This is a genomic window from Vibrio echinoideorum (genome assembly GCF_024347455.1).
Taxonomy (GTDB): Bacteria; Pseudomonadota; Gammaproteobacteria; order Enterobacterales; family Vibrionaceae; genus Vibrio; species Vibrio echinoideorum.
Genome location: NZ_AP025484.1, coordinates 1,696,269 through 1,712,601 on the forward strand (window position 1 = coordinate 1,696,269; position 16,333 = coordinate 1,712,601).

At 44.8% G+C, this 16,333-nt stretch carries 7 protein-coding genes and 2 pseudogenes; 4 read left to right on the top strand and 5 right to left on the bottom strand.

From position 1 onward, the window contains the following. Window positions 1-74 precede the first annotated feature (74 nt). On the bottom strand, window positions 75-650 hold the full coding sequence (locus OCV36_RS23565; protein ID WP_135454302.1) for a TetR/AcrR family transcriptional regulator: 576 nt from the start codon (window positions 648-650) through the stop codon (window positions 75-77). Between the two features lie 155 nt (window positions 651-805). On the opposite strand from OCV36_RS23565, the gene OCV36_RS23570 reads away from it, so the two are divergent. From OCV36_RS23570 to arsB, 3 genes are all read left to right on the top strand, one after another. Beyond that, window positions 806-1,324: an HPP family protein gene (locus OCV36_RS23570; protein WP_102553348.1), complete on the top strand. Its 519-nt coding sequence runs from the start codon at window positions 806-808 to the stop codon at window positions 1,322-1,324. Window positions 1,325-1,443: 119 nt separating this feature from the next. Beyond that, window positions 1,444-1,785: an ArsR/SmtB family transcription factor gene (locus OCV36_RS23575; RefSeq protein ID WP_102553349.1), complete on the top strand. Its 342-nt coding sequence runs from the start codon at window positions 1,444-1,446 to the stop codon at window positions 1,783-1,785. Window positions 1,786-1,889: 104 nt separating this feature from the next. Then, entirely contained in the window at window positions 1,890-2,945 is a 1,056-nt protein-coding gene (gene arsB, locus OCV36_RS23580) for an ACR3 family arsenite efflux transporter (RefSeq protein ID WP_102553350.1), read from the top strand. Window positions 2,946-3,076: 131 nt separating this feature from the next. Here arsB and OCV36_RS23585 read toward each other — a convergent pair whose 3' ends face one another. Beyond that, window positions 3,077-3,964 (bottom strand): LysR family transcriptional regulator, encoded by an 888-nt coding sequence (locus OCV36_RS23585; RefSeq protein WP_135454300.1) that lies wholly within the window; start codon window positions 3,962-3,964, stop codon window positions 3,077-3,079. Window positions 3,965-4,094: 130 nt separating this feature from the next. Here OCV36_RS23585 and OCV36_RS23590 point away from each other — a divergent pair, with 130 nt between their 5' ends. Further along, on the top strand, window positions 4,095-4,526 hold the full coding sequence (locus tag OCV36_RS23590; RefSeq protein WP_102495508.1) for a PACE efflux transporter: 432 nt from the start codon (window positions 4,095-4,097) through the stop codon (window positions 4,524-4,526). Between the two features lie 58 nt (window positions 4,527-4,584). Here OCV36_RS23590 and OCV36_RS25600 read toward each other — a convergent pair whose 3' ends face one another. The 3 genes and pseudogenes from OCV36_RS25600 to rtxA all read right to left on the bottom strand — a co-directional run. Further along, entirely contained in the window at window positions 4,585-5,787 is a 1,203-nt protein-coding gene (locus OCV36_RS25600) for a calcium-binding protein (protein ID WP_449364542.1), read from the bottom strand. A 161-nt stretch (window positions 5,788-5,948) separates the two neighbouring features. Beyond that, window positions 5,949-8,967, bottom strand: a pseudogene (locus OCV36_RS25605) (alpha/beta fold hydrolase); the annotation flags it as partial. Window positions 8,968-9,090: 123 nt separating this feature from the next. Continuing rightward, a pseudogene (gene rtxA / locus OCV36_RS25610) lies at window positions 9,091-16,320 on the bottom strand (MARTX multifunctional-autoprocessing repeats-in-toxin holotoxin RtxA); the annotation flags it as partial. Window positions 16,321-16,333 lie beyond the last annotated feature (13 nt).

The following is a 16,333-nucleotide window of genomic DNA, read 5'->3' on the forward strand; positions in this document are numbered from 1 at the left end:
AAGTTGATTACCCAACACGACGCTGCTGAAACGGTGCAGCGAGGGTAGGCACAACCTACCCTCATCAGTTAATTCTAAGTTAAGTCTAAAGCTGCCAATGCATACAGTGCTTTTCGACAAGCTTCTTTTTTTAAATGCAAACTCGCATCAAACTCACCAAATTCACTTCTCACGATAAGCCCTTCAATGAACGTCATGACGGATTCACTGCGTAATTCTAATGTTGAAGCGTCTACCTCTTCGCCACCACTGACTACTTTGTAAATAGTACTCTTGAGCCAAACCTTGTGCTGTCGTGAGAGCATCGCGATGTTATCGTCCGATTCTTTGAATTCGGCTAGCGCGTGCATGAACATACAACCTTTAAAATCAGGTTGTTCAAACCATGAAAAATGCCAATCTAACAGCGCATCGAGTTGGTTTTGCAACCCAGAAACCGATGCCAGTGCCACTTCTAAACTCGATTCAAAACGCTGGTGACGCCTTTCCAATACAGCTTCAATCAACTTAGTTTTTGACCCAAAGTGACGGTACATCGATGTCTTAGAAACCGCGGCCTCATCTCGGATCCTATCTACACCAACAGCGGTATATCCAAATTGGTTAAACAAAGATTCGGCTACATCCAAGATCACTTCTTTCTTACTCATGCTTATTACTCTTTCAAATCTGGAAAAATTTGATGCTGCTAAATTTACAGCGACTAAATTACCTGTTGCCAACAGTGTACAGATCTGTATCATTCAACTCAACAAGTACAGATCTGTACACTTTGTATTTTTAATCTTGAAAGAGGTAAGTCGCGATGATGAAAAAACTAATCGGCGGAGGTGAACTTCCACCACGGGCAACGCTCAGTCAGCTAATAAAGGGATTTGTTGGTGGCACGGTAGGCATCTTGTTTTTATGTTTACTCGCAGAGCAATCTGAAGTTCCTTGGTTGATGGCACCTTTTGGCGCGACTTGTGTTCTCTTGTTTGCCGTTCCAACATCGCCTCTCGCTCAACCAAGGAACATCATCGCTGGTCATTTTATCTCTGCTGCGGTTGGGTTGATCGCACTGTATGGGTTTGGTGATTCTTATTTAGTAATGGCGATGGCGGTAGGCTCGGCAATCATGTTGATGCAATATTTCCGCGCTGTTCATCCACCAGCAGGAGCTAACCCAATCGTCATCGCGTTAGCTGGCACATCGGCTGTGGATTGGACTTTCCTATTTACCCCAGTTCTGATTGGTAGCATCGCATTAGTTTGTGTAGGAGCGATGCTCAATAACACGTCAGCACAGCAAAAGTGGCCGCTATATTGGGTAGGGAAATCTTAAATCAATGTTAGAACTGGCCATTCCTATCAGACATTAAACAAATTAGCGTTGACCACTAAAAGAAATAGGCTTACTATTAATCGTCTTTTAACGATTAGCGTAAAGTGAGCCACTTAAGTATGACTACAACATGCCAAGTAACAGAAAGCTGTTCTCTTCCTCTTCCGCCAAGTAATGCTGAAGCAGAAAAAGAGATGGCTGCGTTAGCAAAAGCACTCGCGCATCCAGCGAGAATTCGCATACTTAGTATTTTATCCGCTTTAGAAAAGTCTGGCGGCTGCTTGAACAGTGATCTAGTTAGCGAATTAGGTTTAGCGCAATCAACTGTATCAGAGCACCTAAGAATCTTGAAAACCTCAGGTTTCATCACTGCTGAATCGATACCACCGAAGATGTGCTACCGCATTAATCGAGATAATATTCAGCAATTTGAGACGCTGATCGACACCATTTTAAAATAGATTTATCGCGCTTAGTTTGTCGAATATAGAATGAACTAAGCGTATTTTTTGCTTTCAAATATCGCATTTCGACGATTGACGATATAAACCAAAGAGAAAATATCATGAAACCAAAATTAGGTTTTCTAGATCGCTATTTAACGCTGTGGATCTTTATCGCTATGGGCCTTGGCGTTTTGCTTGGCACCCTATTCCCACAGATCGAACAGTGGAATGAATCGATGTCGGTTGGTACTACCAACATTCCACTTGCGATTGGCCTTATCTTAATGATGTACCCACCTCTGGCTAAGGTTGACTACAACCTGTTAGGCACCGTGGTCAAAGATAAGAAAGCCATCAAGCTATCTTTAATCATGAACTGGTTAGTTGGCCCAATTCTAATGTTCGTGCTGGCACTGACGTTCTTGGGTGACCACCCTGGTTACATGGTCGGCGTAATTCTGATTGGTCTTGCTCGTTGTGTGGCGATGGTTCTGGTTTGGAACGATATCGGCGGCGGTAACAAAGAGTACGGCGCAGCATTGGTTGCATTGAATAGCGCATTCCAAGTGGTGAGCTACAGCTTTATGGCGTGGTTATTCATCAGCGTTCTACCACCTGTATTCGGTTACGAAGGCATGATGGTTGATATCTCGATGATCGATATTGCACACAGTGTACTTATCTACCTAGGTATTCCATTCCTAGCGGGCTTCTTAAGCCGCAAGATCCTTGTGTCAATGAAAGGCGAGCAATGGTACAACGATGTGTTTATTCCACGCATCTCTCCAATCACACTGATTGCACTACTAGCCACTATCGTTCTAATGTTCAGCCTAAAAGGCGAGATGATTATAGAACTGCCAATGGACGTATTATTGATTGCGGTTCCACTGACTATCTACTTCACAGCGATGTTTTTCATCAGCTTCTTCATTGGTAAGAAGATGGGTATTGAATACGACAAGAACGCGTCAATCGCATTCACAGCGACAGGTAACAACTTCGAGTTAGCCATTGCCGTAGCAATCTCTGTATTCGGCATTAACTCAGACCAAGCATTTGCTGGCGTTATCGGTCCACTGATTGAAGTACCCGTGCTGATTTATCTAGTGAACGTGGCGCTTAAGATGAAAGACAAGTACTACAACGGTCAAACGGTTAAACCTAGCGCCTAGCGCCTAGCATCTAGCATCTACATCTAGAACTAGAACTAACAAAATCAGCATCACTTAAAACAGAAAGGCTCACACGTTAAGCGGTGAGCCTTTTCTTTATTCAGTTTCATCCAATTTAAGTCTCGTCCAGTTTACGTTTCGTCCAACAAGCCTTTCAGGGCTTGCTCAAGCCAAAGCAATGCTGGCCCCTTTGATCGTGTTTTAGACAAAACGAGATCAACGGGCGGCGACCATGTTTTGTGATCGAATGAGACATTAATCTCCACTAAACGTTGCTTATCCAACTCCTCTTCGACAAGGTGTTTGGGTAAATATGCCCAGCCAATATCACTGCCGAGCACCACCTCTTTGATAACAATAAAACTGTTTGACCACCATACCTTACCGGCAATCAGCGGAAACTGATCCATCACCTTACCTTTGTCTCCCCTCAACATTAACTGACGATGCGGGAGTAAGTCAGAGAGTTTCGCAACACCTGTTTTTGCGAGCGCATGACTTGGATGACACACAGCAATAAACGGTAAGTGGCCGATAAAGCAAGGCTCAGAGCCGACATCAAAAGCCAAGTTGGTAAACATCAATCCAATATCGGCTCTCTCTTCGATAATCAGCGGATTGACCTCCGTTGTGGTACACGCAACCAGTTCAACTTCAGTAGCAGGGAATTGTTTACTGAATTCACTCAGGATTTTAGATAGGTTCGGGACCAGTAATGAATCATCTAATGCAATTTTGATGAGCCCCTCCTCACCGCTACCCATCGCATTAACCGTCACATTCAGATCTTCAACCTGAAGCACGATCGCTTTCACCTGTTTGAATAACTGCTCGCCCGCTTTGGTTAGTGAAGGCTTTCGAGTCGAACGATCAAAAAGCTCAACATTAAAATCTATTTCAAGATTATTTATCCCCTGGCTCACCGCTGACTGCACCTTACCCAATTGACGCGCACTAGCAGAAAATGACCCTAATTCAACGGCATACACAAACATTTTCAGTTGTTCAATGTTGTACATTCGGTTTCTCCCAAAACTTACTATCATTATATTTGATACTAACTATCTTTATATTATCACTTAAGTAGATATTATCTAGCCAAGTCATTAGCCCATCGGCGGCTATTTAATCGTAAAGAGAGTTAGAAAAATGTCACATAAAGAACGCATGTTGCACATGGTGCTATTTGAATTGGTTGCTTTGGTTTTGATGGCAGGACTTGCAACCTATATTACAGGAAACGGCGCAGGTGAAATGGCAGGCTTAGCGCTCGCAATATCATTGATAGCGATGGCTTGGAACTACGTTTACAACTATGGCTACGACAAAATTTACGGTACAGACCGAAGCAAAAGAACCACGAAAACACGAGTTCTGCACGGATTAGGTTTTGAGCTTGGCTTAATGACAGTGACTCTACCTGTCTTGATGTGGGTTCTACAACTCGACTTCCTAACCGTACTGATCATGGACATCGGCCTAGTTATCTTCTTCGTACTTTACGCGATTGCGTTCAACTGGGCGTATGACTCGGTTCGAGATCAATTGGTAGCGAAAGGGAAAGTAAGTGTACTGAATTAATAAAGCCGTCTTCAAAAGAAGACGGCTCATATTATTTACCTAAAGTAGAGGTTATTTGCTACGAAATAACACTGTTCCCTTTAGATACATCGGACCATGCTGTTGTAATCGCAACGCGAGATTTACTATCAAGGTTATCGATAAAGCCATTATCACCAGCCTGAGGCTCAAAAGCGCTCATAGCTTGAACTAATGCATCAACCGCATTATTGGACAACACAGTATGATCTTGGGATGTGCCTTGATCTCCCATCGCCACAACAACTTGCGCACGGTTACCATTGAAGTAATCATTGAAAGTGACAGAACCAATGTGTTCAAACTTGGCTTGGTCAGTATCACTTTCAGGATCGCGCAGTATCGACAATTTAAGATCATAGCCACTGCGTTCTAACCACAATTTCTGCCAGTCAATCCCATTGAAAACAATGTTGTCTTCGCTGCGAATGTCTTCAACGAGGTTGTCAATGACGTCACCACTTACAACAAAGCTATCTACGCCAGTGCCGCCCTTGAAGGTATTTTGGAATCCACCAAGTACCATCACGTCACTTCCTTCGCCACCATTGAGCTGGCTGAACTTAGAAAGCGCAGCAGCAATTAGGTGATCATCACCTTCGCCACCGTTGAGCACCGCGTTATAACCCATTAACTTAACAACATCATTGCCGCCACTAGCATTGATACGGTTGTAATTGCCAAAGACATTGGCGAAGTCATTACCAGCCCCCAACTCAACTTGGTTATTATTACCAATCGTAACTGAGTAGTCTTGGTCGCCGCCTGTATCAACACGGTTATAGTTACCAGATGTGACGACATAATCACGGCCAGTTCCAGTGTCAATTTCGCCACCTTCACCAAAGACAAACGACTCATCATCACCCGCGCCCAAGAACACGTGATTGATTCGTCCAGCAACGACGGCTGTATCATTGCCTTCGCCACCGAACATCATATTTTCACGTCCCATTAGCACACCCATATCATTGCCTTCACCGCCGGTAAAGATATTAGATGTTCCTGTCGCATAGTAGACATCATCACCTCGACCACCCCAGAAGTTATTGTTATCTCCTAGGTACGCGCCGAGATCTTTACCATCACCACCCCAGTTGAAGTTGTAATTGCCTAAAGAAACGTTGATGTCTCCATCACCTTGCAAGTGACCGCTATTACGAAGGAAATCAAATGTTTTCTCCTTCATATTCAGTAGATCAGCCGTCAGGTTTTCTTTTAAGTTTTCCACCAGCGACTTCATTTCTGTTTGCTTATTTTCACTGAAAATAGTCGCAAACAAATTAGGTAGATTTAGCGAATTAAGACCAAATGCACGATCTTCTTTAGCGGAGCTATCTGCCGTTATTGCATCGCCGTTATCCTGAGCTCCAGCGACATTAGTGCCATTAACAGAAACGGATGAATTATCTTCTTCCTCTTCCGGTGCTTTTTCTTTCAAGCCGTGTGTTTCTGCGAACGTCTTAATGCCGTCAGCACCCATATTGACGCCCGACTCTAGGTTGTCTAGCAACTTAGCTGGGTCAACGAAGGCTTGTAATTGATCGCCACTAAACTCACCAACAACTTCCAGCATTTCTTTTAGGATTGCGACACCATCTACTGATTCGCCAGTACGAGACACAATATGCCCTGCAGCTGTGTAATCCACACCGAAGATATCACCTAGCGTCGTCTCTGCACCTACACCGGCAAGTTGGCCTAGAAGCTTGTTTTTTAACTGACGAGGAAGATCCTCGGGGCTGTAAGTAAACGTTGTTTTAGCTTGCCCCGTTGTGGAAAATTGTTGAGTCATAAGACCAAACAACGAACCCAAATTGGTATCAAGAATCGACTGAATATTATCACCGAACATAAAGTTCCAGTTACCCGTCGTCATTTGAATATCAGCACCTTGGCCACCAACAGCAAAGTTAAACGCTAGCTTCTCATTCGCTTGACGGAACTTATCTGCACGACTCATTTTACTTGAGTCAGAGTTATCATTTCCGCCTAACCACTGGTTGTATTGCTTGTTTAACGTCGCTTCAGCGTCATTTTTCAAGCCGCGGCTACTGCGTTCATTTTGAGAATCCAAGTCAACCAAGCTTGTGTAATCAACACTGCTACTCTGATCTAAGCCAGACATATCTTTAACGAACTTTTTAGCCCCAGATAATGTCCACTGCTGCTCTTGAGCAGCTAACCAATCTTGACCTTCACCTGAACTCGCTATGCTTTTTAACACACCAGAGATTCGAGAGGCGCCGTCAAACGGATTAACCAGAGGAGGCGTAGGAATTGATTTATCCATCATCACAATAAGATCGTTGCTTTGCCCCAAATTGAAGCTCACATTACGATTACCGATGAACATCTGTGCGCCTTCTAGAGCTTGATATCCGCCAATATCAAAGCTATGTTTACTTTCCCCGTCACCAACGTGAACCATCACATTGTTGTCACCAAAAGCGAGAGATTTAAAGCCACCAGTGCCGACTTTAATGCTAACGTTCGAAGTGCCCCAGTTAACTGCAGTAAACTCACCATCACCGACATTAACTTGGATATTGCCAGAATAACTGAGCTTGCTCTTACTGCTACCAGATGATGAGGACTCTGTATCATTCTTGCGTTTTTCTGGTGCATTGAACACATCACTGTTTTCAGCAATTGCGCCGCGAGCGGTCTCATCAACGTCGCTGGTACCTACGCGAGAAAGATCGATGTCTCCTTCTGCGATACTATTTCTTATACGTTCATGTTTTTCGGTCACTTCGCCTTGTTCATCCCAGCTAAGTGTCACTTTGTTGCTTTTCTCTTTTTGTACCCAATGACCATTTTCGTCATGGGTATGTTTACGACCATTCGAGTCAACAGCAACTTCTGAGCTACGGACAGAAACATCGCTACGGATATCGTTGTCACCCATCGATTGAATAAGAAGTCTTCCGAAGCCATTTTGTTTGTCATCACTGATTAACGAACAACCGACTACACTAATATGATCAGGGCTAGCCTTGACATTTTCAGCTTCACTAAACGCTTGATTGAACGCTGCTAGTTTCACGGCTAACTCATCTGCGCTGTAACCGCTTAGATGAGTATTATTGTTTTCAGATTCATCTCGACCATGACCAACAAGTTGCCAACGTAATTGTCCAGCTAACTTATCTTTAGGTAGCTTAGATGGGTCACCGTAAATCACACGATAATTGCCGTCTGAATCAAGCTGTACAACCACAGTGCTATCTGGATGTTTGCCAGCTAGATTTTCAGCAGCTTTGGAAACCGCAGAATCATTCTCCATTTGGATAATGATTTGACCGTCAAAACGCGTTTCACCGCCGTCAGATTGAGGGGATACTATGAGGCGTTCCCAACTGTTAACGTCTTTGTTTTTAACTGTGTCATCTGAGCCATTTAAGCTCACTTGGAAATCAATATTAGGTTTATTCACCGCAGTCATGTCTGGTTTTGGTTCTTCACCGTCGCGAGAAAGATCGCTTTTGGTACCTTTAAGTACCTCGCTTGCATCGGCTGATACGCGGTCTACGTCAAACAAACCAGAGACGATTTGTTCAGCGTATTGGCTCATCAAGCGATTACTCGCCTCGTGTCCATAGAAGGTTTGCTCACCGGTTACGTTAAAGCCAGATACCGCTAGCTTGGCACGAAGCTTCTCACCTTCACCGCCTAAACCTTCATTATCCGTTAACAGCATGATCGGCGTATCTTTTGGTAAACCTTTTAAGTTTTTCTCTACGGAGAACTGGCCATTAACCGCCTTAGACAAAGCTCCAACAATTCCTGCCGGATTCACCACTTCATGTGCAGTGATCGCTTTGGTCATGCTTGGCATCGGTCTATCCAATAATAAGCCAGAGACTGCTTGACCATTTTGTGCAGCAAAACGCGCGAGGTCGGCGGCAATCGGACCACCCATAGAATACCCGTGAATAATGATGTTACTTGGGTCTATACCCTTATCATTCACGAGATACTTGAACATAGTGCGGGCATCTCGATAGAGACCTTTTTCACTCGGCCCACCGTCGCTTTCGCCATAACCACGCATGTTAACAGCCAACATATCAATATTTTGTTTGTGATAATGACTGCGAATTGCGCTCGCTTGCTCTTCTGAGGATGAACCAGAACCGTGTAGGAACAGCACTACTTTTCCGTTTCCTGTACTCTCTTCACCTTCAGGTACTTTCGCTCCCTTATGGAAGTATCCAGACAAACGACCGGCTTCACCTTTCAGAGTCACTTTTTGAGACTCGCCTTTTTCGACAGCAAGCCCTAGCAATGTTTGGGTGATATCACCAACCTTACGACGAGCATCTTTAGTTCCGAACAACTCATTGTTTAAGAAACGAGTTAACGGACTTAGAGGCTCTTTGTCTCTAGGCGGAGCGTCGTCATTTTCAATCGCATAGGTGTCTTTTAGAGTTTCACTAGCCTGGCGTTTTCCCCCTAACGATTCTAGGTTCTCTGAACCACTAGCGGCTTCATCTGTTGATTTGATGACATCCTTTTCAACGTTTGCCGTTATGTCCATTTCCTCGAGATAAGGTGACGTTATTCTGTCCCATTCTGCTAGCTTTTCCGTCATCGCCCACTCTGCTTTGTGATTAGCCGATGCGCTGCGCTTAGCATTCTTTACTGGAGGCTGCCCCTTGGTCTTCCTGTATTCCTGATACCAAGCATCAAAATCACTACTACTTTCCACAAGAGTATTTATTTCGGCAATAATAGCTTTCCGCTCAACAGAACCAAATTGGTCGAGCACTTTGATATCAAGCTTTGCTGTAGATTCTGTTTTGGGTACGAACTCATTCAGAGTGCTTGGCACACTACGAAATTCAAACAAAATCGCAGGTTCAGGATTATGCGAATTTCCTGTCGTCGCATTATTAATACCGTGCCCCGCGACTTCACCGCCCCCTTGGAAATAAGCGAATACATTCTTAGCGAGACTTTCGGAATGAGATGATTTCAAGTTGGCCAAAATTTGCTGTCTGACATATCGAGAGTCACTGGAACTCAAAAGTTCTAACATCTGTACGGGTTTGGTTCTTGGCAAAATCTCCCATGCATTTTTCACTTTCGGATCTGTCAGCCCTTGAGCGTTTGGCGAGAAACCTTCAGCAGTAGGTTCCCAGTCATTAATGTAGATACCATATTCTTTCGCCAAATCAGCGGTCTTTGAATAAATTGATGTCAGGTAAGCAAACACATTTTGGGCTGTCGCTTGATCATCTAATGTCACATTCTCAGCGATAGCAGAAAACTCACTTAGTAATCCCGCCTGATACCACGGAGCAGACTCAAGAAGCTTCACTTCGTTTGACGATCCTGTACCAAAGTCTTTAGCACTCACCGCCATAGAAGCCTGTTGCCCGCTCGGCGTCATACCAATAGTCTGTCCCTGAGATTCAATTGACATACCGTTGCCTGCAGCAATCAAATGGTTAGAGTTTGATATCGCCAGAGTAAAGCGGCCATCTTCACTCACTAGGTTAGACAAGCTTTTATGATTTGATTGATTAATGTGGCTGGTGAACTCCTTTGCCAGCCAAAGCATCGCATCTTTACGGCTTTCAACGGCAACTTTATCTCGGGTTTCACTCGGATAAGTGACTAACTCAATCGTATGTGTCTGCCAATTACCTATACCTTTGATATTAGTAATGCCAGCAGGATTAGTGTAGCTGCCCTGATTCATGTCTTTCGTCAACATGAATAGAGGGTTACCCTCTGAATCATAGACATAGCCAAACTTCTGTGTTGAGTTACTAGGTAAAGCGACAACCAGCCCTGATAACTCATTTTCAATACCAATAGAAGTCGTTTCAAAGTGACTTCCAAACTCAGGGACAATGACAGCTCTAGGTTTAGGTTGCCCTTCTTGCCTTCCGAGCCCATCTAACCCAACACCTGAAATACGAATATCTTTTCGGTTTACATCCTGTGACGCTCGATCTGCAACAATGATGCTATCGGCATTGCTCTCAGTGAACAGAGAAGTGATTGAGCTTCCGGTGTTTTTAGAACGAATACCCGCATTGATTTGTAGTCGATTTACGGCTTGCACCGCACCGTCTAGCGCTTCTTGCTCTTGATCGGTTAATCCTTCGCTAAATCGACCGTCCGCATCCTGCGGATTTATCGTATCGACATGGCGACTTGTTGTCTCTTCACTTTGAATAGAGTGACTTTCATTAGATAAGCCGCTGCCAGAGGCACCTTGACGATCAGGGCGGTCATTTTCGTTTTGCTTAGAACCTTTCGCGTCCGCTTGTGCTTGATTCGCTTTATTTTCAGCATTTCTTGCATCACTATTACCACGATCTTCAGCGTCTCTAGCTGAATTATTGGCATTCGATTCAGCTTGTTTAGCTTCATCGGTTTTCGTGGTCGCTTCTGCTTTACGTGCATCAGCATCGGCTTTAGCGTCCGCAATATCTTGCTCTGCACTAGAACGATTATCTTCGCCTTTCGCAACGCCTGCTTCTGATTTAGCCACCGAATCGTTGACGTTCTTTTGGTTGTCTTCATGAGCCTGTTTCGCATCGGCGATCTGCTCACCAGACACATCTTTGGCATTGTCTAATTGGGTTTGTACATCCTTTAGAAGACCACCAGCAAAACGATCGCGCCAATGATCACCAGACACCCCCGTATACTCAGCTTTGTTGTCAAGTACATCAAGGCCTTGAGTCATTGCCGTTAGATCTTTAGTTACCGCTTCAGACTCTTCGTTCACAGCGTCGCGCTGCGCTTGACCATTACTCTCTAATGCTTCTTGATCGGTTGATTCTAATTGAGCCTGAGAACCTGATACAGCTTCAAGTTGTTTCTGCTTTTCTTGCTCTAAACGCTGGCGATCGGCTTCCGCTCGTTCTTTGTCAGACATTGCATTTTTTGCAGCTTGATTTTGTTCCGCATTATCGGCAACAGCATTAGCTTGGTGTGACGTTTCAGATTTCGCCACCACATTATCTAAAACATAGCCCAACCCATCATTATGGCCTGTGCCTTTGAATTCTATTCGGTTGCTGCCAGAATTTGCAGTCAACTTAAGTGTTTTTTGTTGCCAAGCTGCTTCATCGCCAGAGGTTGAGAATACAACATCACCGTTCCAGAGAACCTCTATGCCTTCGTTGCTTGAAATGCCTGCACGCTTCGCAAAATCAAAGCTAACCGCAATGACTTCACCTTCCGCTAAATCCGTTAAATCTTGAGAAAGACTTGTATTAGTATAAGTATCTAGCTCTGTTACACGTGAGCCATGGCCTTCGCCACTTACGCCATAAGCGCTACTTGAATATGATGCTTCTACGCCATGAGTAGATTCCCAACCGTCGCCACCTTGTTCAAAATCGCCGTTAACGATCAGGTTAGGTGCTTGCCCTTGATCTGAAGACTCTTCGATGTTGAGTTCATTTTCCATGTTGCTGAGATCAGGTGTTTCAACGTTGGTCACGCTTCCACTTAACCCGTCCCCTAGTTCGGAACCTACTTCTTCGATTTCATCTAGAGCGAAACCATCAAGTTTCGTGATTTCAGGTGTTGAAATAGCACCTCGCCCTTTCTGAATTCCTGATGACGAAGCTTCATCACCTTGAACTAGGTAATTAATCGCTTGGCTGCCACCCACTCCAAGAAGAGTTTGTTTAATATTATCAAACAGTGCTGAAAGCTTATTGCTGCTAGTGTTACTTGACGCGACGGCTAGGCTATAGAAATCACCGTTACCCACTTTGATAGCAACGTTATTTCTGGCATAAGAAGCGTTAATCCCTAAGCCATCACCTACGTGAATATTCACGTTTGCTTTGCCTTTCATCACCGCAACATTTAGACCGGCACCCACTTTGGTGTTGACGTTATATTTGCCCCATGCAACGTTAACCGAAATACCGTCACCAATTTTGGTGTTGATATTCGCATCACCATAGGCCGCCGTTACACTCAGACCATTACCAACGGTTGTCGTAATGTTAGCTTTACCTTTCGCCGCCGTGACCTGCATACCATCACCGACTTTAGTGACAATATTGCCCTTGCTCCAAAGTGCGTTGAAGCTATCTCCGTCACCCACTTGAGTAACGACGTTCGCTTCACCTTTCGCTAAAACAACATTACGGCCATTACCCACTTTCGTAATGATATTCGCTTTGCCCCAAGCTCCTGTGTAATCATCGCCATTACCGACGTGAGTAATGACATTCGCCTTACCTTGAACCACAGAAACTTCATGGCCATCACCGACTTTGGTGATGATGTTCGCTTCACCTTTGGCGAAGTTGTATCGATCACCGTCACCAACGTGAGTGAAGATATTTGCTTGTCCCCAGGCCACGTTAACGCCTAATCCATCGCCCACTTTTGTGATGATGTTAGCTTTACCTTTCGCCAAACCAACAGTCGTACCATCACCCACATGGGTCATGACATTGCCCACTTTTGATATCAGTAAACCAACAGTGGTTCCTTTGCCGACTTTGGTTAAGATATTACCTTTACCCGCCAACACAGCTGCGGTTGTTGCATCACCGACATGGGTCACTACGTTTGCTTTCGCAGCTGCGACAACACCCATAAAGTCATCACCGACTTTAGTTATGATATTCGCTTCACCAAGGGCTAGCACACCAGTAAGACCATCCCCTACGTGAGTCATAATGTTTGCCTTACCAAACATCGCGGCTAAGGTTGTTCCATTACCCACTTTCGTCATCACGTTTAGTTCGCCAGCAAATAAGCCTAAGCTCGTGCCATCACCAACGTGAGTATAGATATTCGCTTTACCGATCATTAATGCAGCAGTTAGGTCATTACCCACTTTCGTCATGATATTAGCTTGGCCAAGCATTGCAGCAAACGTGCTGCCATTCCCCACCTGAGTGAATATATTTGCGTTACCTACCATCGCGGCTATAGAGGTGCCATTGCCCACTTTGGTTGCGATATTACCTTTCGCTACCATTAATGCGACTGTTGTACCGTCACCAATATGCGTAAAGACATTCGCTTCCGCGACCATAAGCGCTAATGCATCACCATTACCAACCTTGGTAAATACATTGCCTAGGCCACCCATTAACGCCCACGCGTTCCCTTCACCAACGTGAGTGAAGATATTGCCTACGCCGATCATAGCGGCTATTGAAGTGCCGTCGCCTACTTTGGTGAAGATATTACCCGCAGCACCCATTACGCCAATTGTTTGGCCATCGCCGACATGAGTCAGTACGTTACCAATACCCAACATAATGCCAGTGGTATCACCATCGCCCACCTTGGTTAGAATGTTCGCCCCACCAACCATGACGCCAGTTGTCGAGCCATCACCAACATGTGTAAGTACGTTAGCGCCTCCTCCCATAACGGCAAGCGCATTGCCATTGCCTTTTTTGGTTAGGATGTTTGCACCACCAAGTACGACTGCGGTCGTATTTGAGGCCGTATCATCACCGCTAATATGAGTAATGATATTGGCACCACCAAGCATACCTGCCGTGAGGTCACCGTCACCCACTTTAGTCATGACATTCGCGCCACCGACAAGTACAGATGCAATGTCACCCTTACCAACCTGTGTCATGACATTAAAGCCACCAACCGCTAACCACAGCCCGTTGCCAGACCCTATTTGGGTATGCGTGTTGTAGCCGCCTAGCATAGTCAAACGACTATTACCGTTACCTTTTTGAACTGAAACATTGCCATAAGCAAGCAAGTGAGCTAAATATTCGCCATCACCAATACGAACCAATACATTGACCGCACCGCCTGCGTAGACATCCATTTTGCCTTGCTTGCTCTGATGGACTAATACGTTAGCCAAGCCAGCACCACGGAAAGTAAGATCGCCTTCATCGCCACTTTTAACAATAACGTTAGCCGCGCCGCCGCCAATAAATTCGGTATCACCAAACTTAGAGCTATGAAGAATAACGTTAGCAATCCCTCCGCCATTAAAATGAACATCGCCGCGGGTAACGTTGGACTTGATAACGTTACCGCCACCTATGCCATTAAAACGAACATCCCCAGAGCTTTCACCGGTATCGGTAGAAGGTTTGATCAATGCTTGTTCATTGTACTCCTCAATATCTGCGACCGTTTCGCTGGCACTTCTTACCGCATTTACACTGTACTGAAGATCACTCAGCGAATATCCGCCTCGGCCCATTGAGTGATAGCCATTTGCTGTCGAAATATCCTCATTGGCCAAATTTCCGGTGTAATTACCTTCTTTGTACCAAGAGCGGGCCTGGTACTTTAACTCGCCAGTTTCTGAATCATTCGCTAATTCAACAACCACAATTTTTGTATAAGGACCGAGCACTTTCGCATACACATACGTGTTTGATTTACGATTTGACTTAACACCTTTAACATCAACTGTTGTGCCATTTGTAGAAATAGCATGGCCACCCATTTGTGCATCGGCCAAAACAACATCTTCAGCATCGATTAAGGCACCGTTTGCGTATGTAACCCATTCATATTCAGTCAGGTCTTTCTCAACAGCATGAATCGTAACCACTTGTTGATGTTCGAGTTCGATATTAGAGAGGGTGTAGCCGCCATTGATTGGATTTGACTCAAACCCACCTGAACCAGAAACATCGGAGCGAGCAAGGCTAGCTAAATGATTCCCACGCTTATACCAAGCTTCTGAGTAGTACTTAAGATTTCCAGTTTCCGAGTCATTATAGAGACGAATTTTGTTAATTTTGGTGTAAGCACCATCAGCGATAGCAAACAAGTAAGTATTTGCCTCTCGTTCTGATTTTATTGCCTTAACAGAATGAAACTTATTCCCGTTACCAATCGATAACCCATGCATTTGTGCAGCAGTCAGAACGATCTCACCGGCATTGGCATTGGCTAACCCTTCGCCTTTGAAGTCGCTACCTGACCCTTTACGGGTAATCTTGTTGTAAGCCCCGCCGCCAGAGAAATGAATATCACCGTGTGCCACATCAGAGTAAATACTGTTGTATCCACCCACACCTTCAAAGCGAATGTTGCCACGTGTTTCCACATAGACATCATCCGATTGTCGTGTTCGTTCAATGCGGTTTGATGCGCCCGCTCCCTGTAAAGTGATATCACCAACTTTACCTTTGCGAACGAGATGGTTATCGGCACCCGCCCCACGGAAAGTGATATTACCCGTTTCCACTCGCGAGCTAATACTGTTAGCAGCACCAACACCATCAAATGTCACATTACCGCGAGAGCCCTGGTATTGATTGAACCAAGTTCGATCAAGTTTGTTACCGGCTCCTGCACCAGTAAAAGATAAGTTTCCTTGGTTTGTTTCATGCCAAAGGCTGTTATAGCCACCAGCACCACCAAATGTCACATTACCACTTAGGCCTTTACGGGTTATCCCATTATATGCAGCAACACCACCATAATTTACGTCACCGCGATTACCTAGATGATCAATAGAAACTCCGCCAGCAGCGCCAGCGAATGAAACGCTTCCATCGCCACTTTTGTTAATATCCGCATACCCGGCAGCACCTTTTACATTTAGGTTGCCAACAGAGTCTTCTACTCTTAGATATGCCGCACCACCTACTACCGTATCATTTCCGCTACCCGTATAAACCGTCGCCCCGATTGAACCGACAGTGACGTGATCATCACCTCCACGAGCATGTATTTCGCCGCCAAAACCGATAGCAACAATGTTGTTGTTACCTTCATCGGCGGAATAGTTCCCTGTAAAGAAGTATTCAACACTTCTCCAAAATGGTTTTCCCATAAAAAAAACTCTA